The organism is Paenibacillus sp. AK002, from assembly GCF_053903045.1.
In genome coordinates this window covers 4737545-4757969 of record NZ_CP096377.1, presented here as the reverse complement: position 1 = coordinate 4757969, position 20425 = coordinate 4737545, and the positions used below count along the sequence as shown (strand labels likewise).

19 protein-coding genes are annotated in these 20425 nt (G+C 50.0%); 15 read left to right on the top strand and 4 right to left on the bottom strand.

The features are described from left to right. Positions 1 to 9 precede the first annotated feature (9 nt). Positions 10 to 1743, bottom strand: a complete 1734-nt coding sequence (locus tag M1D70_RS21120) for a cache domain-containing sensor histidine kinase (RefSeq protein WP_456287838.1) — start codon at positions 1741 to 1743, stop codon at positions 10 to 12. Between the two features lie 236 nt (positions 1744 to 1979). Between M1D70_RS21120 and M1D70_RS21115 the strand changes: the two genes are divergently transcribed. From M1D70_RS21115 to M1D70_RS21105, 3 genes are all read left to right on the top strand, one after another. Beyond that, on the top strand, positions 1980 to 3077 hold the full coding sequence (locus M1D70_RS21115) for a rhamnogalacturonan acetylesterase (RefSeq protein WP_456287837.1): 1098 nt from the start codon (positions 1980 to 1982) through the stop codon (positions 3075 to 3077). Between the two features lie 94 nt (positions 3078 to 3171). After that, positions 3172 to 3546, top strand: a complete 375-nt coding sequence (locus tag M1D70_RS21110; protein WP_456287836.1) for a sensory rhodopsin transducer — start codon at positions 3172 to 3174, stop codon at positions 3544 to 3546. 14 nt (positions 3547 to 3560) lie between these two features. Further along, positions 3561 to 3989, top strand: a complete 429-nt coding sequence (locus M1D70_RS21105) for a GNAT family N-acetyltransferase (protein WP_009589798.1) — start codon at positions 3561 to 3563, stop codon at positions 3987 to 3989. On the opposite strand, the gene M1D70_RS21100 is transcribed toward M1D70_RS21105, so the two are convergent. The 3 genes from M1D70_RS21100 to M1D70_RS21090 are packed head-to-tail and all read right to left on the bottom strand — an operon-like array spanning position 3968 to position 7823. Next, positions 3968 to 5161 (bottom strand): Ger(x)C family spore germination protein, encoded by a 1194-nt coding sequence (locus M1D70_RS21100; RefSeq protein WP_456287835.1) that lies wholly within the window; start codon positions 5159 to 5161, stop codon positions 3968 to 3970. The two genes, M1D70_RS21105 and M1D70_RS21100, sit on opposite strands and share 22 nt — an antisense overlap. A gap of 5 nt (positions 5162 to 5166) precedes the next feature. Further along, positions 5167 to 6258: a spore germination protein gene (locus M1D70_RS21095; RefSeq protein WP_456287834.1), complete on the bottom strand. Its 1092-nt coding sequence runs from the start codon at positions 6256 to 6258 to the stop codon at positions 5167 to 5169. A 32-nt stretch (positions 6259 to 6290) separates the two neighbouring features. Next, the gene (locus M1D70_RS21090) at positions 6291 to 7823 is read right to left on the bottom strand and encodes a spore germination protein (RefSeq protein WP_456287833.1); all 1533 of its coding nucleotides are present in this window, start codon (positions 7821 to 7823) and stop codon (positions 6291 to 6293) included. Between the two features lie 455 nt (positions 7824 to 8278). Between M1D70_RS21090 and M1D70_RS21085 the strand changes: the two genes are divergently transcribed. The 12 genes from M1D70_RS21085 (at position 8279) to M1D70_RS21030 (ending at position 20416) form a co-directional block, all read left to right on the top strand. Then, positions 8279 to 8806 carry a DinB family protein gene (locus tag M1D70_RS21085; protein ID WP_456287832.1) on the top strand — a complete coding sequence of 176 codons (528 nt, stop codon included), beginning with the start codon at positions 8279 to 8281 and terminating at the stop codon, positions 8804 to 8806. Then, positions 8803 to 9714, top strand: coding sequence for a sugar phosphate isomerase/epimerase (locus M1D70_RS21080; protein WP_456287831.1), 912 nt, complete (start codon positions 8803 to 8805; stop codon positions 9712 to 9714). The genes M1D70_RS21085 and M1D70_RS21080 overlap by 4 nt, the downstream gene beginning before the upstream one ends. Positions 9715 to 9810: 96 nt before the next feature. Continuing rightward, a complete protein-coding gene (locus tag M1D70_RS21075) occupies positions 9811 to 10602 on the top strand; it encodes a lipid II flippase Amj family protein (RefSeq protein ID WP_009589794.1) in 792 nt (263 codons plus the stop codon). A 45-nt stretch (positions 10603 to 10647) separates the two neighbouring features. After that, on the top strand, positions 10648 to 10944 hold the full coding sequence (locus M1D70_RS21070) for a hypothetical protein (protein WP_433940696.1): 297 nt from the start codon (positions 10648 to 10650) through the stop codon (positions 10942 to 10944). 298 nt (positions 10945 to 11242) lie between these two features. After that, positions 11243 to 11941: a FadR/GntR family transcriptional regulator gene (locus tag M1D70_RS21065; RefSeq protein ID WP_456287830.1), complete on the top strand. Its 699-nt coding sequence runs from the start codon at positions 11243 to 11245 to the stop codon at positions 11939 to 11941. A 90-nt stretch (positions 11942 to 12031) separates the two neighbouring features. Continuing rightward, entirely contained in the window at positions 12032 to 13381 is a 1350-nt protein-coding gene (locus M1D70_RS21060; RefSeq protein WP_036671104.1) for an acyclic terpene utilization AtuA family protein, read from the top strand. A 13-nt stretch (positions 13382 to 13394) separates the two neighbouring features. After that, positions 13395 to 13721, top strand: a complete 327-nt coding sequence (locus M1D70_RS21055) for a DUF4387 domain-containing protein (protein WP_009589826.1) — start codon at positions 13395 to 13397, stop codon at positions 13719 to 13721. A 3-nt stretch (positions 13722 to 13724) separates the two neighbouring features. Beyond that, positions 13725 to 14618 (top strand): ABC transporter permease, encoded by an 894-nt coding sequence (locus M1D70_RS21050; protein ID WP_009589957.1) that lies wholly within the window; start codon positions 13725 to 13727, stop codon positions 14616 to 14618. Between the two features lie 14 nt (positions 14619 to 14632). After that, positions 14633 to 15505 (top strand): carbohydrate ABC transporter permease, encoded by an 873-nt coding sequence (locus tag M1D70_RS21045; protein ID WP_009589953.1) that lies wholly within the window; start codon positions 14633 to 14635, stop codon positions 15503 to 15505. A 65-nt stretch (positions 15506 to 15570) separates the two neighbouring features. Further along, positions 15571 to 17064: an extracellular solute-binding protein gene (locus M1D70_RS21040; RefSeq protein WP_036671103.1), complete on the top strand. Its 1494-nt coding sequence runs from the start codon at positions 15571 to 15573 to the stop codon at positions 17062 to 17064. Positions 17065 to 17077: 13 nt separating this feature from the next. Continuing rightward, positions 17078 to 18232, top strand: a complete 1155-nt coding sequence (locus M1D70_RS21035; RefSeq protein ID WP_456287829.1) for an ADP-ribosylglycohydrolase family protein — start codon at positions 17078 to 17080, stop codon at positions 18230 to 18232. Positions 18233 to 18295: 63 nt separating this feature from the next. Beyond that, on the top strand, positions 18296 to 20416 hold the full coding sequence (locus M1D70_RS21030; protein WP_009589811.1) for an ADP-ribosylglycohydrolase family protein: 2121 nt from the start codon (positions 18296 to 18298) through the stop codon (positions 20414 to 20416). Positions 20417 to 20425: the final 9 nt, after the last annotated feature.

Genomic DNA, 20425 nt, shown 5'->3' with positions numbered 1-20425 from the left:
ATCCCTCCGTTATTTGGGTAAAGACAGAATCACGCGGGTTCCAAGACCCGGTCCGCTGTCGATGGATAAACCGTAATGGTCGCCAAAAGCCAGCTTGATCCGTTCTTCGATGTTTAACAGTCCGATTCCGTTGCCGCTGGTGGCCAAATCGCCGTTTCGCAGCCGCGTCAGGGTATCCGGCGCCATACCGGGACCGTCGTCCTCGACGATGATGCAGAATGCGGAAGGCGTCTCCTTGCAGGACAACGTAATTCGACAAGGGTCAACGGATGGCTCCAGCGCGTAATGAATTGCATTTTCGAGCAGGGGCTGAAGGGACAGCTTGGGTATTTTGCGGTGCAGATCCTGCTCTTGTACATCCAGTGTAAATTGTAAGCGGTCTTCGAACCGGAATTTTTGTATGATGACGTAGTTTCGGACGATCTCCAATTCTTCCCCTAATGTCAGAATAGGCTCCTTCAAACTGACGGAGTTTCGGAGAAGGAAGGCTAAAGCCTGCACCATGTCGGAGATTTGGGACTGCTTGTTCATCTTCGCCAGCCAGTTCACGGATTCCAGCGTGTTATACAGAAAGTGAGGATTGATTTGCGCTTGCAGCGCTTTAAACTCGGTCTCTTTGATCAACAGCCGGTTTGAATAGTTTTCGGTAATGAGGGCGTTGATTCGCTCGATCATGAGACGGAAAGTGCGATGCAGCAGTCCCAGCTCGTTCATGGCGACGGGAGCTGCGTCCTGAGGCAGCACGTTGGCTTCCGCAAAGTTTCCTTTTTCCGCGAGTTTCATCCGGGTGATGAGACTTTCGATAGGACGTGTCAGCCCCCGGCTGAACCTGATGCCGAGCAGAATCGCAACCGCGAAAATAACGGTGAAAACGATGATGACAAGCTCTTTAATGAATATGATTTGCTTGAAGGTTTGGTTAAACGGCGTGACATTCATATATGTCCAGCCCGTGTTGCCCGATCGGTTATGCGCAATGAAGTAGGTGTGGCCATCGATTTCCCGGGTAAGGTACCCGTTTCCGGATGACAGGGAGGATTGAATGACCGCCGGATCGAAGTGCGGCGTTGCGGGATAGATCACATCCGCACCCGAGGTCACGATCAGGTCGCCTTCACCTCCGGCGGATTTCCGGACGATTTTGTCCATATTGATGCGAATGATGATTGTGCCCAAGTAGTTAAGATCGAATAATGTGCCGGAATAGGATCTTATTTCCCGGGAAAGCAGAAGAGCCGGATCACTTTCGTCCGGGTATATCCAGCGTTCTTCTCCATCCGCGTCCCCGGCAAGCTGAAGAATCAGTTCCTTCTTGGCAGGATCAATCGGGACGACGCTGCCGACGTCCTGTTGATGGTCATATGAATCGATCAGGTGAATGGAGTAAAGCATGGGCTCGGAGCCTACATAATTCAGGAGGCGGTCCACCAAATGCTGCCGGAGGATGAGCCTGTCATAATCGGATTCGCTCCCGGCGATGGAACGTAATATATTCTGGATCTGGGTATCCGTAATGATATTAAAGGATAACTGTTCGACCCGTTCGAGCTCTGACTCAATCGCGGAGGAAGACAGGTGAAGGACCTGGGACGATTTGAGGTACAGCTGCTCGTCGTAGATGGAGAAGGCATACTGCTGGACGATGACGGCGAACGCAAATGCCATGGCAACGATTAGGCTGATAAGAAGGGAAAGCTTGTTTTTGATTTTCATATTTTTATAGATCGTCATCCATTTTTGCACGGCAACGTCTCCTTGCGCTGGTCCTAAAATGTTGTGTACACATTATGTACCGGGTTGTAAACGCTGTCAATATGTGCGAGGTTATTCCGACACCCGGGATAATCGGGGCGGCTCTTCTTTAATTAGTCGGTTATTTGAACATGGAGGACGGTTATTTGAATGTATGTTCGGCGGTTACCGTTCCATAATGGACTTAGATGAAATTCGACCGGGAGAGGTGAAGTTCGTTGCAAAACATGTATAAATTCGATTTCGGTACGGAAGCGCCAGGCCATGAACATATCAAAATAACCACTGAGACCTTATATAGTCCTGAGCTTGGCTACGGATTCCATTCCCTATCCAACGTCTCCGCCGCGAATCGGGCGGGGGAAGAGGCATTAACGGGTGATTTTATCATACCGCTGAATGCTGCGTATCAGGTCGATGTGGCGGATGGCCTGTACACTTTGCATTTGTTGATGGGCGATGCCTGGTTTGATACGGAAACCTCCATTCGGGGGACGGAAGGGCAGATGCTGCTGGATGGGAAACTCATCCCGGCAGGCCACTTTGAACGTTATAGTATGACGGTGCCAGCGGTTCAAGGCAAAATCGTATTGTACTTTTCTGGGCGGGCTCCCCGAATTAACGCACTGGAAGTGCTGCCTGCACCGCATGCGTGCCAGGTGTTTCTGGCTGGGGATTCGACGGTAACAAACCAGCCTGCGGACGGATATCCCTATGCCGGGTGGGGGCAAATGCTGCCCGCATTCATAAAAGCGGATGCGGCCGTGAGCAATTATGCAAGTTCCGGCCGAAGCTCCAAGAGCTTTATTGCGGAGGGAATCCTGGAGCAAATCCGGGAGAAGATGAAACCCCATGATTATATGCTGATTCAGTTTGGCCATAACGATCAGAAGCGCGACGAGGGAAGGTATACGGAACCTAACTCGACATACAGGGAGTTTTTAAGACGGTACGTGGACGTTTGCCTGGAGAAACAGGCGACTCCGATCCTGGTTACCCCTGTTCACCGCCGCTATTTTGATGGTAAGGGAAGGCTGGAGGACACGCATGGCGATTATATTACGGCCGTTCGGGAGCTGGCCGCGGAGGAGCAGGTGCCCTTGGTCGATTTGGCGGCGCTGAGTCTGGAGTATTTTAACCGGTTGGGTCCGGAAGGGACCAAATCCGTGTTTATGTGGGGAAGGCCGGGGGAATTTCTTCGTTTCCCGCAGGGCGTAATGGACAATACCCATTTTCAACAGCGCGGTGCGGCCCAATTGGCCGATATGGTGGTTGGGGCTTTGAAGAATCTTGGACTCCAGCCGTTGTCCCTGTTTCTGCGGTAACATGCCGGGTCCCGAACCTGAAAAAGAGGAACCTCGACGCCCGCAGCGAATTTATTCAAAACACCCTAAATCATACGAGTGAGGAGCGAAACGCATGTCAAAAGGTGAACAACAATGGATTATTCCCGACGGGTATATCCCTCCCGAAAGCAGCGGAGAACTAACCAGTCATGAATCCGTCTGTGTTTTGAACTTAACCGAGCAGGACGTAGTGGTTACGATTCATGCTTACTTCGAGGATCGAGATCCATTGCTGGGAATGGAAACCATCGTGCAAGCAAGAAGAACCAAGCACATACGGACCAGCTCGCTTCAAACGGACGAAGGGAACGTCATTCCTTCGGGTATTCCCTATGCCATGGAAGTTATAAGCAGTGCACCTGTGTTTGTTCAATACAGCCGCCTCGACTCCACTCAGGCGGAGAATGCTTTAATGAGCGTGATGGCATACCCGGTAACCATATCCTAAAGGATGGTGATTGTATGAAACAAACTGTGTTCTATACCTCAGAGCCCCCAGAGGATTTTCAGCAACTGGAGGCTCTGTACGCTTCGCTTGGTTGGAACTCTATTCATCTGTCCGTTACCGAATTGAAAACGATGTGCTTGCATAGCTGGTATGCCGTCTATGCGTATGAAGGACAGAAATTAGTGGGCATGGGACGCGTGATTTCCGACGGGGTGATCACAGGCGTTATATGCGGATTAGGCGTACATCCGGATTATCAGTCCAGAGGGATTGGCCGACAGATTCTTCATCGATTGGTTGAACATTGCGAGAAGTCCCGGGTCTTCCCGCAACTAATGTGTGAGGAAGGTCTGGAACCCTATTACGAGAAACTGGGCTTTCGGCGATTCACCATCGGGATGAAGAAGAATATACAGCGGACTCATTCATCGGACGTCCCATAATCTTTGATCGTTATTTTGACCTCATGCTTGATCGGAACCTCGCTAAAGGTTTGATCCCAATCTTTTTTGGCTGTCTTCCATATATGAGGATACTTGATTCTCAATTTGTTTCCGAAACCGGAAACGTCTGTTTTGTATTCATGTTGAATTTTATCGAGTGCATTCTTTACCAAACGCTCAACCTCTTTTTCAATCGCTTTTTCCGTTCTTTTCAAAAACTCAGTTTCCATAGTTTTCTCCGAAACCACCCAATGCTCGGCGATTCTTCCTTCAGACTCAATTTCTATATTAAACGAGATGTCGTTTCCATCAACATGAGGTTTAATTTTACTTTTCATAGACAATATTTCGTATATAATAGGCTGGCCCGTCTTTTTATCCACGCTTTTAACCAAACCGCCTTTCCCCTTTCCGGTTATCCACGTTAAGCCTTCGATTTCCTGTTCATTTAAAAAACCGCGTAGTTTTTTCGTTTTCCCTTCAATGACGGCAGCTCCTGAAAATTTTATGTCTCCATTCGACGACGAGATGACATTTTGCAAAAGAAAGCTGGTCCCTGAATGCAGCTTCCCCTCAATCTTGGTCAGTGTAGTCGGGGGTAAAATCTTGGTGGTTCTTTCGTGACCATGTGTCATTTCAACGAGTTTAAACGCTGGAATTTCCATCGGCTTTTTCGATTCTAGCGTTTTGCTCGCACGGTTCTGAGCGATGAGAAGGAGTCCGCTTGGCCTCATCTCCTGTTCCCTGATAAAAAAATCCAAGATCTTTTGCAGATCCAAGGTGCGTGCAAGATCCTCGCCAACAATAATCACTTTGGAATGCTCGGCAAATGCGTGCTTTTCGATTCTTAAAACCATATTGCGTAAGGTCGGCAGGATCGTATCTCCTGTTTCGGAAACGTTGTTATAAGCTTTTTGTGGTGAAGAACCGGTTTTTGTGCCTTTGCCTGTTGTCTCTGCGGTGACAAATTGATTGGTTATCGTAATTCGATCCCGGCGAGGAGGCCCCCCTGCTCGTCCCGCAGACTCTTCCCGAGACTCCTCCTGTTTTTCCAAATCCAACGAAGTACCTACAATGAGGCCCAAATCTTCAATTTCTTTATTGCTCCAGCATCCAGTAAGCGGTAGGAGCGTAAGGACCAACAGCGCACTCAAGAGGGTTCGTATCGTCATGTGCTTCAAGCTTTTCCACCTCTCACGCTCGATACTAGAAGTAAGATGACCGGCAGTACGGTAAATAATACTAACGCGACATTGCCGACCATATCCCCAAGTTTAAATAGGTCATTGATATTTTTTGGAACCATGGCAATGACGTAAATAATCGGAACCAAGCCATATACAAATGGGTGAATCTTTTTTTTGAAGAGTTGGGCCAGCCCTAGAGCAGCCGCATAGTAGGTAATGGTAAAGGTCGTGAATATTTGCATAATCCATATGACAAGCAAGAAAGATTCAAACCGTTCAAAGATCAAACCGGGGATCTCAAAACTTCGCATAAGCTCCAGCGTAGGCCATGTACTCGTGACCACCCCATCGATCGATAGGGCTCCGATGACCATAACAACGGTGATGACGTAAAAGAGCAAAGGGATGAATACGCCAACTAGAACGACTTTTACGGCTTTGTCCGGCTGTTTCATAAACGCAACAAGGAGCAGCATAATTTCAGAACCTAAAAAAGCGAGAGCGGTTGTCTTTATTCCCTTTAGCATGGGGACAATTCCCAATCCTAACACGGGACGGAGATTATCCAGCTCAAATATGCCTAAACTCAAAAAGGCAACCAGTAAAAAAATGACGATGGTAATAGGGAATATGATTTCGAACAAACGGGCGATCGTGTTTATTCCTCCTATGATCAGATAAAGACCTATCCACATAAAAGGAAGGATGATGGCCCAGGTGGGGGTACCTTCCAGCAAAAAAAGGCCGGTTACTTCTGCCATCGTTCTGACTTCATATGCAGAAAGTGTAAAAAAGTAACCGATAATAAGTAAACTGAGGAACCCGCCCATCCATTTTCCTACAATTTCTTGGCTGTATTGATAGAAGGTTTTTTCGGGGTACCGCTGGTTTAATTTCACGATGATCAGCCCTACGATCATGGCGATGAGCCCGCCCAAAATAACGGTGATCCACACATCGGGTGTTTGCACCTTCTCCACGGAAGTGCGGGGAAGGGTGAGGATCCCGGCTGCAAGAATATAATTGACGAGGATAACCGCTGCCTGCAAATTCGTAATTTGGCCCTTTGAACTACCCATCATGTTGTTTTATTTCCTTTCATAAAGAGCTATCCTTAGCGGATGGAATCTTTCTTATGTATCGCCTTCCGAAAGCGTTTCATCTTCAGAAGCGGCATTCGAATCATAAAGTCTTTCCAATCACTTACTCGATAAGGAACGACCGGAGTGATAAAGGGAACACCGAAACTCTTCAACCTTACTAAATGGCTGCAAAGGAAAAGGAAAAACAGAACGACCCCGTACAATCCATAGACAGCAGCGAAAAACATGGCTACAAATCGAAGCATGCGAAACGTTATTCCAGCGCTGTATTGAGGGACGGCAAACGAAGAAATGGCAGTCAATGCCACCACGATCACCATAATGGGACTGACAATCCCCGCTTGTACGGCTGCTTCCCCTATGACTAATCCGCCAACGATACCCATGGCCGGACCAATAGGTTTAGGCAATCGCAAACCACCCTCACGCAGAATCTCGATGGCCACTTCCATGATCAGGGCTTCGATTATGGCGGGAAACGGTACGCCTTCCCTCGTGCCCATGATGGATAAGGCCAGTTTAGTAGGGATCAGCCCTTGGTGAAACGAGACAAACGAAATATACAAGGAGGGACCAAAAAGCGATATAAGGGCCGCGAAATAACGTAATAGGCGAATGAGAAAACTCGGCAACCAGCGATCATAATAGTCTTCTGGTGAGTGCAGCATCATACTTAATGAAACCGGAACGATTAAAGCGAAAGGCGTCCCATCCAACAAGATGGCAACTCGTCCTTCCATCAAGGCACTATAAACACGGTCGGGACGTTCCGTATTCTGTACTTGTGTAAAAGGACTGAGATAATTATCCTCGATGAGCTGCTCCACATAGCCTGATTCCGGTACATCATCTATATTGATTTTTTTGATTCTTTCCTGCACCTCTTCCACCAAGGCAGGATCCGCCATATCTTTGATATAGGCGATGACAAGTTCTTTTTTTGAACGTTCTCCTACTTGAAACTTGATGATGGATAAGTTGGTGTTGTCTCCATGCTGTCGTAAAAGGGCGGTATTATCACTTAACGATTCCGTGAAACCTAACCGCGGACCTCGAACCAATGGCTCCGATGACGGTTCTTCAACATTGCGCGATTTCCCTTTGGTTGTACCGAGTATGAGCACATTCTGCACGCCATCCACTAACAGTGCAGTCGAACCTGTCAATATTTTGGACACCAAATCATGAACATGAAGCGCTTCTGTTACTTCACTAATGGTAAGAACTTGATTTTTAATAAACTCTTTTGTGATGACTCCTTGCACAAGGGATGGATCCTGAACATTTTTTTCGAAGAAACTCGCCATAAGCGAATTCATAATGTGTTTGTCGATGAGCTCTTTATCCGACAATCCGTCTACGAATATGATGGCCGCACAAATGCCAGTGCCTCCAATGTAAAACTCCCTAATGCGCACATCCGAGTTATGGCCGATCTCGTTTCTCACCAGTTCAAGATCCAAGGCGAATTTTCCCGTAAAACGCTCTCGTAAGCTTTGAGCGGGATCCAATGTTTTGTTATTTTCATGGTCATGTTGTTTCATTGTGGATACCTGCCATTTCCTCAGTCTTCCTTTGAGTGATGAACCCATTTAAAAAACCTTGAGATGATATATGGAACCAAAAAAGCGATAAAACCTTGCATAAAAACCTTCCAATCCGGAATGTAGGAAAGCACCATTTTCCACATGTGAATCCCCCTGTTCAGGCGACAAGTTTCGGACATAGACCCTCTAGTTCCATTATTATCGATGCAGCAGCAGTTTAAACTAATGCATGGTTCCTCCGTTCCGGGGGAGGCCCACCGTTTCGTTATCCTCTTGCATATCACCACGAGTGCGTTGAACGATGTACATTGTGATCTGCTGAAGGAAACGGGATACGCGGGAGGGAAATAATGTTAAAATAGGTTTAGGCGAATAAAGGCAGGCTGAGTTGTGATTTCCGTGCCGGCCCCGGTAAGGAAAGTACATAGAACCAAGAAACGAAGGTGATGGACATGTTTCAGAATGACCCGCTTTTGCTCATCGCGGACCTTCCCGGTTATTCACCGGATATTAGCCGCTTGCTGTCGATGATGAATTATGCCAGGTTCACGACGCTGCAAGAGGTCAAGGGTTTAACCATGGAGCAGCTCGATTTCGTCGCAGAAAAAGGGGGGAATTCGATCGGTGCATTGCTGCTGCATGCTGCCGCCGTGGAATATGCCTATCAGGCCAGCACGTTCGAAGAGCGCGAATTAAACCAGGATGAGCTGCGGAAATGGGGGCCCGCCCTCAATCTGGGCGATGAAGGCAGAGCCGCAATACGAGGCCATGACCTCGATTATTATATTGAGCGGTTAAACGAAGTCCGAAACCGGACCTTCGACTTGTTCCGGTCGGTTACGGATGAATGGCTTTATATCGAGCAGCCATTCTGGTATAACAAGCAAGCAAATTACTATTTTAAGTGGTTCCACGTCTTTGAGGACGAGATCAACCATCGCGGGCAAATTCGTCTTATTCGAAAGAAGCTGAGCACATGACTCAGCGCCGTTTACAGATAGGCATGTGGGATCAGTTTACGGAAGATCGATGGGAACGGCTTGCGGGTAAGCATATTAGCGGGATGGAAATATGCAGCTTTCCGAATCGGGAGGCGTTGGTTGAGGTTAGCGATTTTTGCAGTAACCAGCGGATCGCGTTCGGTGTTCATGCCCCGATTCTTCGTGAAGCGGGATATCGGTTGCCTCAAGTCAATGCACCCGAACCCGAGGTCTTTCGGGAAGCGCTTGAACAAATCTCGGCAGAGGTTCAGTTAGCCTCCAGTGTGGGGGCAGATTATATGCTGTTTCATTATCCGTTTTATCCGGTCTTTCAGGAGCCTTTCACGCCGTACCCGAGACTTCCTGGCCCCGAGGATCGTTACAATTACAACCAATTGAGCAAAGAAAGATTCCGGGAAATGTCGAAGCGGTTATTCGAGTTTCTCTGTGAACTCCAGCTTCGCTATGGGCAGCGCATCGTGCTAGAGCATGATTTCTTTGGAGATTACGGGGATGTGCTGATCGATAGCTTTCATGCTTATCCCGACATCGGGTTTGTGCTGGATACGGCCAGGCTTGATATAGCTCGCAGGGCCTTTCAAGGTTTTGACCCATACCCGTTTCTCGATCGGATGGCGTCCCGGATTTATTTGGGCCATTACAGTAACGTATTATACGAGAATGACAAGTTCACGCATCATCTGCCGGTGCTGCCGGAGCATGATCATGATGCGGAATATGGAGAAGCCTACGCCTATTTGCAATACGTTGCCGCCCGTAATTCACGGTTCCATGTGACGTTTGAACATAACGCAAGCCTGATCACTCGGCAGCAATTGCAGCAGATCTATGACCGGACGGCATTCATGCTTCAAGAACAGGGAGGGCACGTACTAATCCGGCCGTAAATGCGATAGACATATAGGGAGAAACAGACTGCAGATTCAATCGATGACATGATATGGTACGACTTAGCCTGCACCTCAGGTGGGGAGGAACCCTCTATGATACAGAGCTTGATCGTTGTGTTTGTCCTGACGATGATTATTCATACGGCGGAGACGTTGTCATACTCTGCGAGATATGCCGGAGTGAAGTTGAACAAAATTGCGGTGGCGTTATCCTTGACCGGAATCATTGTGCTGGTTTCCCGAACGTCCAACCTGGTTCAAGCTCCGCTGACGGGCAAATTCGTAGATTACGCAAAAGTGGATCCTTCGTTTGACGTGCTCACCTATTTCAGGGCGATATTGCTGGCCGCATCCATCGGTACGATTGTCGCGATCGCATTGTTTCCTACCTTCGTCAATCTGTTCAGCCGCATTATCAGTAAACTGGAGGTTGCCGGATCCATCCCGAAGCTTGTATCGAGCGTGACCATTGGGCAGCTCAAGAATACACGGCATTACATCAGGAAGCCGAATTTGAAGTGGAGCCAGTTTCGCTACTTAGGCGTACCTAAACGGTTCATTTTGCTGAATATCGTGGTTACGGCTTTTTACACGGTGGGTGTCCTGGCATCCCTGTATGCCGCACATCTCGTGCCCCAGTACAGCACCATGGCCTCCCAAGCGTCCGGACTGATCAACGGGATTGCAACGATTATCTTAACGATATTTATCGATCCCCAGCTTGGTTTGATTACGGACAAAGCCACCCGCAATGAGGAAGCGAGGGAACAGCTGGGCAAGGTGTATACGATGCTGATGGTTTCGCGGTTTTTCGGAACGATGCTGGCCCAGCTCGTGATTATTCCGGCGGCTTACGTCATCAGTGAGATTGTGAAATGGATATAAAGACGGTGGTTTGGTTAGAAAACTAGAACGAGAGAGGTGGGGATCATGTTGACGCGTAAACGTCTGGCGATGGAATCCGTGCTGTTTGCCGCAGCGATATATATAGGCTATTTTGCATTTATGATGCTGCAAGGGATGGTGCTAACACAGAGACATGCGCAGGATCTGGATCTGGCCAAGCAATATGAACGGATGGAAACCCTGCAGACTCAGGTAACGTTTGGAATGATGGAGCGGAGCAGCGGGTGGCAAACAGCAGCAGCGATCGGAGGCTTCGTTCTATTAGGCGGCTTATATGGTTATATAAGATGGCAATGGACCAAACGGAGATTGCAGTCATAAATTTGAAGTCTTAGAGCACAAACCCTGTCATGGATTTTCGTCCTTCGTCCACGGCGGGGTTATTTATTATGTCCCATGGATCGCCATCTCGAGGCACTCAAGCGTCCAAAAGATCGGATGATTGGGTGACCCAATTATCCGGTTTTTACTGCCTTATAGGTCAAAACTACCGTAATTCTATCGATGAAAGCGCTATTTTTATGCTTGACAGCCTATTCAGATGCGTTTATGCTAAACGTGCGGTTAATTGGATCACCCAATTATCGTTTGCGCAAGTAGGGATAGAGAGGGTAGTCATATGACCATTAAGAAGATTAAATATCATCGGGTGTACGAGGATGTTATCGAACAGATCAAGAATCTGATTCTGGAAGGGAATCTGGCTCCGGGTGATGTCCTGCCGACAGAACGGGAGTTGGCCCAGTCCTTCGGCATTAGCCGCGGAACATTGCGGGAAGCCTTTCGTATTCTGGAGCGCGAAGGATTGATTGAAGCCAGACCGGGCGGCGGACGTTTCCTGAGCAAGGCACTGGACGTTGCCGAGGATCGCAGCCGTATTCTGGACAACATTGAACGTGCTACCATCATCGAGTTGTTAGAGGCGCGGGAATTGTTCGAGACGGGAATCGTGGAGCTGGCGGCAAAGCGCGCAACCGATGAGGATATTGCCGAGATTGAGGCCGCCTTCGCGACATGGGGACAGATCGATCAGAACGCGGAGGATCGCTCGAAGCCGGATCAGGCATTTCACCTGTCGATCGCCAAAGCCACGCATAACGTGGTCCTTGTCAATATGATTGAACTGCATATGGATTTGCTTCAGCGGACGCTGAGCAAAACAGCGAAGATACCGGGGCGAAAGAGCGAGGTCTACGAAGAACATTTACTTATTATGCAAGCCATTAAGGAACGGGATCCGGTAAAAGCGAAGTTGGCTTTGCTGAACCATCTTAGCCGGGTTAAAGAAAACATACAGAAAAACCACATTCATGTTTAAGAGGGGGAAAATGCACCCCTTTTAGCACAAATTGGATAATCCAATTATCCAATGGTCATGGGTGAATATGTGGGTAGAGAGGGACTGCAGATGAATACAGACATTCGAATTCTATCACCCTGCGGCATGCTGGGATATGGCTTTCCTGAACAATCCTTTATGAACGGAATGGACTTTGAACTGCACGGCATCGTCGTGGATGCAGGATCTACGGATGGCGGACCGCATAAGCTGGGCGCCGGCGTTTCGATCGTCAGCAAGCGCGCGGTTAAGAAAGACTTGGACATCATGATCACCCAGGGTTTGCCTCGGAAAATTCCGATTATCATCGGATCGGCCGGCGGCTCGGGAGCAAGGACCCATGTGAACTGGACGCTGGATATCATTGATGAGATTTTGGATGAGCGGGGTCTTCAGGCCAAAGTGTCCGTTATCTGGGCGGATTTTACGCAGGAGGAAATCCATCTGGCAAGCGAAGAAGGAAGAATCAAGGGACTGAGCCCGAACATACCGCCACTGACCCGGGAGCGAATTGATTCCACGAACAGCATCGTTGCTCAGATGGGACACGAGCCTATTGTGGAAGCGCTTAAACAAGGCGGAGACATTATCGTATGCGGCCGGGCTTATGATCCGTCCCCATTCGCGGCGATCGGGATCTATCATGGCAAGGACCCGGGGCTATCCTATCATCTGGGAAAAATATTGGAATGCGGCGCACTATGCGCCGAACCTGGCACAACCAAGGATAGCATTCTTGGCACGATTAGCGATGATTCGTTTACCGTTCAATCGCTTAACCCGAACCGGACGTGCAGCCCGACCAGCGTTGCCGCCCATACCTTCTATGAGAAGGAACATCCGTATATTCTGCATGGTCCCGGATTTACGCTTGATTTGGAGAACTGCCGATTCGAGGAAGTGGAGAAAGGTGTCGTTCGCGTGACGGGCAGCAGGTACCTTCCGGCGGAGAAATATTTCATCAAACTGGAAGGCGCAAGGCGCGTCGCGTATCGAACCTTCGTGGTTGCCGGGATCCGGGACCCAATCCTCATCGGGAAGCTCGAAGAGGTTGAAGATTATGTGCGCAACCAGGCGCGGGAATATTACCGGGAAATTCCGGAATCGGATTATCGGATTCAATTCTACAACTACGGCAAGAACGGCGTACTCGGAAGCAAGGAGCCCGAGTCGTTCGACGGGCACGAGATCGGCGTCATGTTCGAAGTGGTGGCCAAGACGCAGGAGTTGGCAAACAGCATCTGCGCGACGGTGCGTTCCACTTTCCTGCACTACGGCTACGAAGGCCGGAAATCAACGGCAGGAAATCTCGCGTTTCCGTTCGCGCCAAGCGACATCGAGTTCGGTCCTGTGTATGAATTCTCCGTCTACCACCTGATGGAAATGAAAAATAATGCTTTTCGTATAGAGCATCGATAAGGAGGATCAAACCATGACTCAACTCGGCGATTTGGCGAAGGTGCTGCGAAGCAAAAACTCGGGCCCTTTCGAAATTACATTAGACGTGTTGTTTGATTCCAAGGAGCAATATGACAGAGTGAAACAGTCCGGCATCATATCGAAACGGACCATATGCGAGCTGTATCAGATACGGGAGGAGCAGATTCATCATCTGGTGTTTTTCGACCAGGCGCTGGGTTTCAAGATCACGATGTCGCGGGACATATCGTCGGGCAGCGTCGGCGACCGCGACGTGTACGGTGCCCAGCAGCATGCTCCCCTCATGAAGTTATCCATCGAACACGGGGAGGAGGGGTAACCCATGAAGGTGTTAAGACGCTTAAGGCAGGATTGGGTATTATACGCGATGCTGTCGCTGCCTCTGCTCTACTTTTTTGTTTTTCACATCATTCCGCTGTACGGCATGAAACTCGCCTTTCAGGATTACCGGATTCTTGGGGATCATGTGTGGGTCGGGTGGAAGCACTTCAAGACGTTGTTCAGCTCTCCCGCCTTCACGAGCGTGCTGCAGAATACCATCATCATCAGTTTGATGAAAATCGTATTCGTGTTCCCGATTCCGATCATGCTGTCGCTTCTGATTAATGAAGTTCGGAGCTCGAAATACCGCAAATATGTGCAATCCGTGGTTTATCTGCCGCATTTCCTGTCGTGGGTCGTGATTGCCGGGATCTGGATCAGTCTCTTGAACCCAGCCGAAGGCGGAGTCAATCTGATTGCGAATTTCTTTCAACTGCCATCCGTGGATTACATGACCAGCAAGGAGCATATCCGCTGGGTGCTCGTATTCTCCGAAATCTGGCGAAGCGCGGGTTGGGATTCCATCATTTATCTGGCAGCCATCATGAAGATCAGCCCAGGATTGTATGAAGCAGCCAAGATCGACGGGGCGACCCGGCTGCAGCAGATGAGGTACATCACGCTTCCTCATTTATACAGCACAGTTGTAACCGTCTTCATTCTGAATCTGGGCTTCTTCATGAATGCTGGTTTCGATCAGGTGTTTAACTTTATGAACGATTCCATCATCAGCGTGGTCGATATTCTGGACACGTATGTGTACCGGATCGGTATCGGAAACGGGCAGTTTGCTTATGCAACCGCAGCGAGCCTGTTCAAGGGCGTGATCGGCATTATTCTCATCCTGGGCACGCATTTCATATCGAAGCGCTTCTCGGGCAAGGGCGTCTGGTAAAGGAGGGATTTACGATGAGACGGCTTGAAATTTCCAAAATCGTCATTTATCTGATGTTGTTTGTATTTACGCTCATGGTCTTGGTTCCTCTCCTGAATCTGCTGGCGCTGTCTCTGACCGACCCCGGCAAAGCCCATCTGATGGGCGGTCTGGACATCATACCGAAGGGATTCTCAACGATCAACTACCAGCTGTTGTTGTCCAATCCCTTGATCACGGGCAGTATTCTGAATTCGGTATGGATTACCGTGGCAGGCACATTCCTGAATCTGCTGCTGACCTCCATGGCAGCGTACGTGCTGGCCAGAACCGAGTTTATCGGGAAAAAGGTCGTGTTGTTTTTCCTGATCGTCATTATGGTATTCGAGCCGGGCATGATTCCCGAATACCTGCTCGTGAAGGATCTCGGACTGATGAATACGTTAACTTCGCTGATCCTGTATAAAGCGATCAACGTATACTATCTCTTTATTCTCATGCGGTTCATTCAGGACATTCCGGAGGAGATTCTGGAGGCATCCCGAATCGACGGCGCAGGCCATTTCCGCTTGTACAGCCGCATCATCCTGCCGCTCTCCAAACCGGGGCTGGCGACCTTGGGCTTGTTCTACGGGGTGTATCACTGGAATGAATATTTCCGGGCGACGCTCTATATTTCGGACCCGACCAAATGGCCGCTGCAGGTCGTGCTCAGACAGTTTGTTGTCCGTAAGGACAATACGTCCCTGATCGGGAACCAGAACATGTTCGACAGCTCGATCAATTTTGATTTCGCTTCCCTGCAGGCAGGTACGATCATGATTGCGATTGTGCCGCTGTTATTCCTATATCCGTTCATTTTGAAATATTACGCCAAAGGCGAACTGGAGGGCGGAGTCAAGGATTAAGCTAAGGAAGGCAGCTTAACTTAAGGCATGAATGTTCAAATTCAAAAAAGGGGAGAAAGATGAACATGAAAAAATTAAGCCTGTTATTAATCGTTGCCATGCTGGTTATGGTCATGTCGGCATGTACATCGAATTCGAAGACGCCGGGAGCGGGCCAGACCGAGCCCGGGACCGCGCAGCCTGAAGGAAGCGGTGATCCGGTTACGCTGAAGATCGTGTACAAGGATGAAGGAACGGCGAATCCCGTTTCCGTTAAATTCTTCGAGACCTTGGAGAAATCCCTGGCCGAAGACGAAGGCTTGAACGTGAAATTCGAGCTTGTGGATCTGGCACAGGGCAGTTATGCCGAGAACCTGAATCTGCTGCTGTTGGGCGGAACCATTCCGGATATTATCTACTTCCAAGGCGGCGACCAGCAAATTGCCGAACAAGGCCTGCTGGAGGATCTGACGCCTTACATTGAAAAATCCACTTACATTAAAGATATCATCGAGCCGCATAACCAAACGCGGATGGCAAGCTATCCGTATCTGCTGTGGATCAAACCGCTCGCACCGAAGACCCCGGTCATCCGGGCCGACTGGTTTAATGCCATGGAGAGCTCTAAAGCCTTGATGGAGAATCCGACCGTCGACAATTATTACGCCTTCTTCAAGGAATTGGTGGAGAAGAAGCCGGGTGAAGGCAAGCCGAGTTACGCGCTGACGGCAGCAGGCGATATTGCCGAGATCAATTTCATTTTCAATACGGCTTTCGGTTTGGATACGACCTGGCTTAAGAAGGACGACGGCACTTATGAATACTCCAAGGTTTCCCAGAAGGAAAAAGAAAAGCTGACGTTCTACAACAAGCTTTACAAGGAAGGGCTGCTGGACCCGCAATTCATTACGAAGCAGTGGGATACGAAGGAAGATGCCTTCTATAAAGGAGAAGCTGCCGTTATTACGGGCACAGCCGGCAAAATCATCGATTTGTACGACGGAAGAATGCAGGAGCTCGGCGGAGATGACGCTAACCTGATCGTGCTGCCGCCTGCCAAGGGTGAAGCTCAGGGCTTCGGGGCAACCGACGTGACGAAGGAATCCAGAGGACTTGCGATCTCTTCCCAGTCTCCGCATAAAGACGTGGCGTTCAAGGTCTTTGATTACCTTGCAAGTCCGAAGGGGCAAATGCTGGACCGTCTCGGTTTCGAAGACGAGCATTATAAGGTCGTTGACGGCAAGATCGAGCTGAACGAGAAATACTACAGCGAATGGTATGCGCGTTTCTGGGAGCCGACCGAGATCCAATCCGAGACGCCTTTGAAAACGCCGCTTTTGGGTGAGCCTGGAACCGAATCGTTGAAAATGGCTGGCGATTTCTACACGGAAGACAATAATTTCATCATCCCAGAGCAATTCATTGCGAACTGGGATGCGATGAACAATCTGTACAAGGAATATTCGACGGACTTTATTACAGGCAAGAAGGACTTGTCCCAATTCGACCAATTCGTTGAAGCCTGGAATGCTGCAGGCGGAGCAGAGATAACGAAATACGCCAACGACAACATCAAGTAAGGAGCCTATAACTATGACTTCGTTTCGTGACCGGGTGAGGGGCGTGGTGATATCCACCGCGCTCGGAGACGCAATGGGAGCTCCAATCGAGAAATTGACGTACGGGGAGATCAAGTCCAAGTATGGACGTGTGGAATCCCTCATGACAAGATGGCATAAGATGGACCTGCCCCCCGACGTCCGGCTTGGCCGGGTAAGGGGCGATGGCATTGTCACGGACGATACGCTGATGACCATTGCGCTCATGAACGTGTATCTTACCGAGGGCAGGCATCTGGATGCCTATGATATGGGCAACGAGTTCGTGAAGGAGATTGCGTTCCGCAAGACGTTTGTCCCTGAGCTGAATGAGGAAACGTTGATAATTGACCGATTGTTCTATCCGGAAAAATACATCTTCATGCGTCATGTGCTGGCCAATTGCGATCCGAGAGAAGGCGGCATCGGAAATATGGTGAACTGCGGGGCGGCGATGTACATCGCCCCGATCGGGATCGTTAATGCGGGCAATCCCAAAGCAGCTTATGATGAAGCCATCCTGTTTGCGATGGGTCATCAGAGCAGCTACGGCCTGGAAGCCGCAGGCGTGCTCGCCGCTTGCGTGGCGAAGGCCTTTGAGCCAGGGGTGAGTGTGGACGATATTGTCCGCACCGCCATCAGCCTGGCGAAAGACGGCACGAAAGCTGCCATTGTGGAGATGACGCAAGCCGCGCGCGATCTGCGGCAGGAGCGGGATGACATGGACAAAGTGATCGAGGTATTGCAAGCGATCATGGTTAAATATTCGCCGATGGGCGACGACGTGAGCCGCCATATCGACAAGATCGGCATCCCGAGCAACCATTATACGCCAAGCCGCCTATGGTCGATTGAAGAGCTGCCGATGGCACTGGCGTTCATCGTGCTCAATGACGGAGAGTACTACCGTTCGATCCTGGACGGGGTTAATTCCGGGCGCGATACGGACTCGATCGGCGTTATGGCCGGGGTGATCCTGGGCGCCATGTATGGCAGCGAGGTCATCCGCAAGGAGGATATCGAACAGCTGAATAAGGTAAATCGTTTGGACCTGTGCGCCATCGCCGACCGGTTCAGCGGCATTGCCGCGAAGATCATCGAGGAGGATCTTCGCATCAATGAATCTCGGAAGAATATTGTGAGTCCATAGTTTTTTGCAAGCCATTGGAACTCAGCGGATGTATAAGAATGGTTGAAACAGGAGGGAGAGCAAATGATACCTAAACATTATGTAGAGACGGTATATGCGGGATTCATCGGCATGAACATTGGCATAAGGCTCGGTGCTCCCATCGAACCGGTAGCCTGGACGTATGAACGCATTCGGGACGTATACGGCGATATCCGGGATTACGTGAAGCCGTACAAAACCTTTGCCGCCGACGATGACGCAAACGGTCCGGTTTTCTTTATTCGCGCGCTGTATGACGATGCGACGGACCGTGAGCTTTTGCCGGAGGATGTGGGCAAGGCATGGCTCAATTACGCTAGGGAAGGGATCGGCATGTTCTGGTGGGGCGGCGAGGATATCAGTACCGAGCACCGCGCCTATGTGAATCTGCGCAAAGGCATCCCGGCCCCTCGTTCCGGTTCGATCGAGGTCAACGGCACGGAGATGGCGGAGCAGATCGGCGGCCAGATTTTCATCGATTCCTGGGGTCTGCTGTTCCCGGGGCAAGCGGAAAAAGCAGCGGATTACGCGGAAAAAGCGGCCAGCGTCTCCCACGACGGCAACGGGCTGTATGGCGCCCGCTTCATGGCCGCTTGCATAGCCAAAGCCTTTAATGCTTCATCCATGGATGAGATTATCGCGGAAGGCCTGCGCATGATTCCGGATGACTCCACCTATGCGCGCGTGGTCCATGCGGTGATGGACTTCCACCGGGAGCAGCCTTCCGATTTCCGCGCTTGCCGCCAATATTTGGAGGACCACTGGGGATACGATAAATATACGGGCGTATGCCACATTATCCCGAATGCGGGCGTGTGCGCGCTTGCCCTTCTGTATGGCGAGGGAGATTTTGCGCGCACGGTCGAGATCGCGTCGATGTGCGGCTGGGACACCGATTGCAATGCAGGCAATGTGGGAACGATCCTCGGCGTTTACGGAGGTCTGGCGGGAATCCCGGATCATTACCGCAAGCCGATCAATGACTTCATCGTGGCTTCCAGCGTGTCCGGCTATTTGAATCTGGTGGATTTTCCGACATTCGCCAAAGAGCTTGCTCTGCTTGGGTATCGTCTTAACGGAGAGAAAGCACCTGAAGAGCTGGTTCGTCGGGTGAAGCAGGGCGAGGTATACTTTGATTTCGACCTGCCGGGATCTACGCATGGCTTCCGGACGAGCCATTCCTTCAAAACGCCGGTCGTTCGCCATTCGACGAAACAGGTTTATGACAGCAGAGGATCGCTGGAAGTGGTTTTTGACAGACTGGTTGAAGGCGACAGCAGCAAAATCTATTTCAAACCGTTCTACCGGCGCGCCGAGTTCAACGATGAGAAGTATAAGCCGACCTTTGCGCCGCTGGCCTACAGCGGACAAACCGTATCCGCCCACATTTATGTGGATCAGTGGGAAGGCGAACCGGTTACCTTGACTCCGTATGTGCGCAATACCTATACGCAGGAGGATGTGCGTTTGGCTGCGTTGACTCCCGTGTGCGGAGAGTGGAACGCGGTGCAATTCGTCATCCCGGATACGGATGGTGCCATGATCGATGAGATCGGCTGGATCTTGGAGAGCCCGTCGCCGCTCTTGAACCGTGCCATCGGAAGTTTGTTCGTCGGGCAATTCCGCATCGCGGGGGCTTCAGACTATACGATCGATTTTGCCAAGCAGGCCAAAGAGTTCGCTTCCGTCACCCCATTCTCGCATCATCGCGGGAAATGGGAACTGCGTGACGGTGCCCTGCATTGTTCCTCTGAAGGGGATACCTCGTCCTATTCCGGCAATTATTATGCCGGCGATATGGAGATTGAAGCGACCATCAAGCCGATATCCGGCACCAGCCATTGTGTTATTGCAAGGGCGCAAGGCGTCATGCGTCATTATCTGGCCGGCTTCGACGGCCCGAACTCCGTATCGTTTATCAAACAGGATTTCGGAATCAAGCGTTTGATTACGGCAAAATACGATTGGGCATTGGGTAAAGAATACCGCCTGAAGCTGGTGTCCGAGAGGGACAGGTTCATCTTGTATATTAATGGAGAGAATGTGCTGGAATGCAAGGAAACCGCCTATGCTCACGGCATGTTCGGTTTTGGTTGTCTGGAGGATGGCGAGAACGAGATCAAGGAAGTTCGCGTCCGTACATTCGAGCCGAAGCCGGTTTAACAGAAGGGA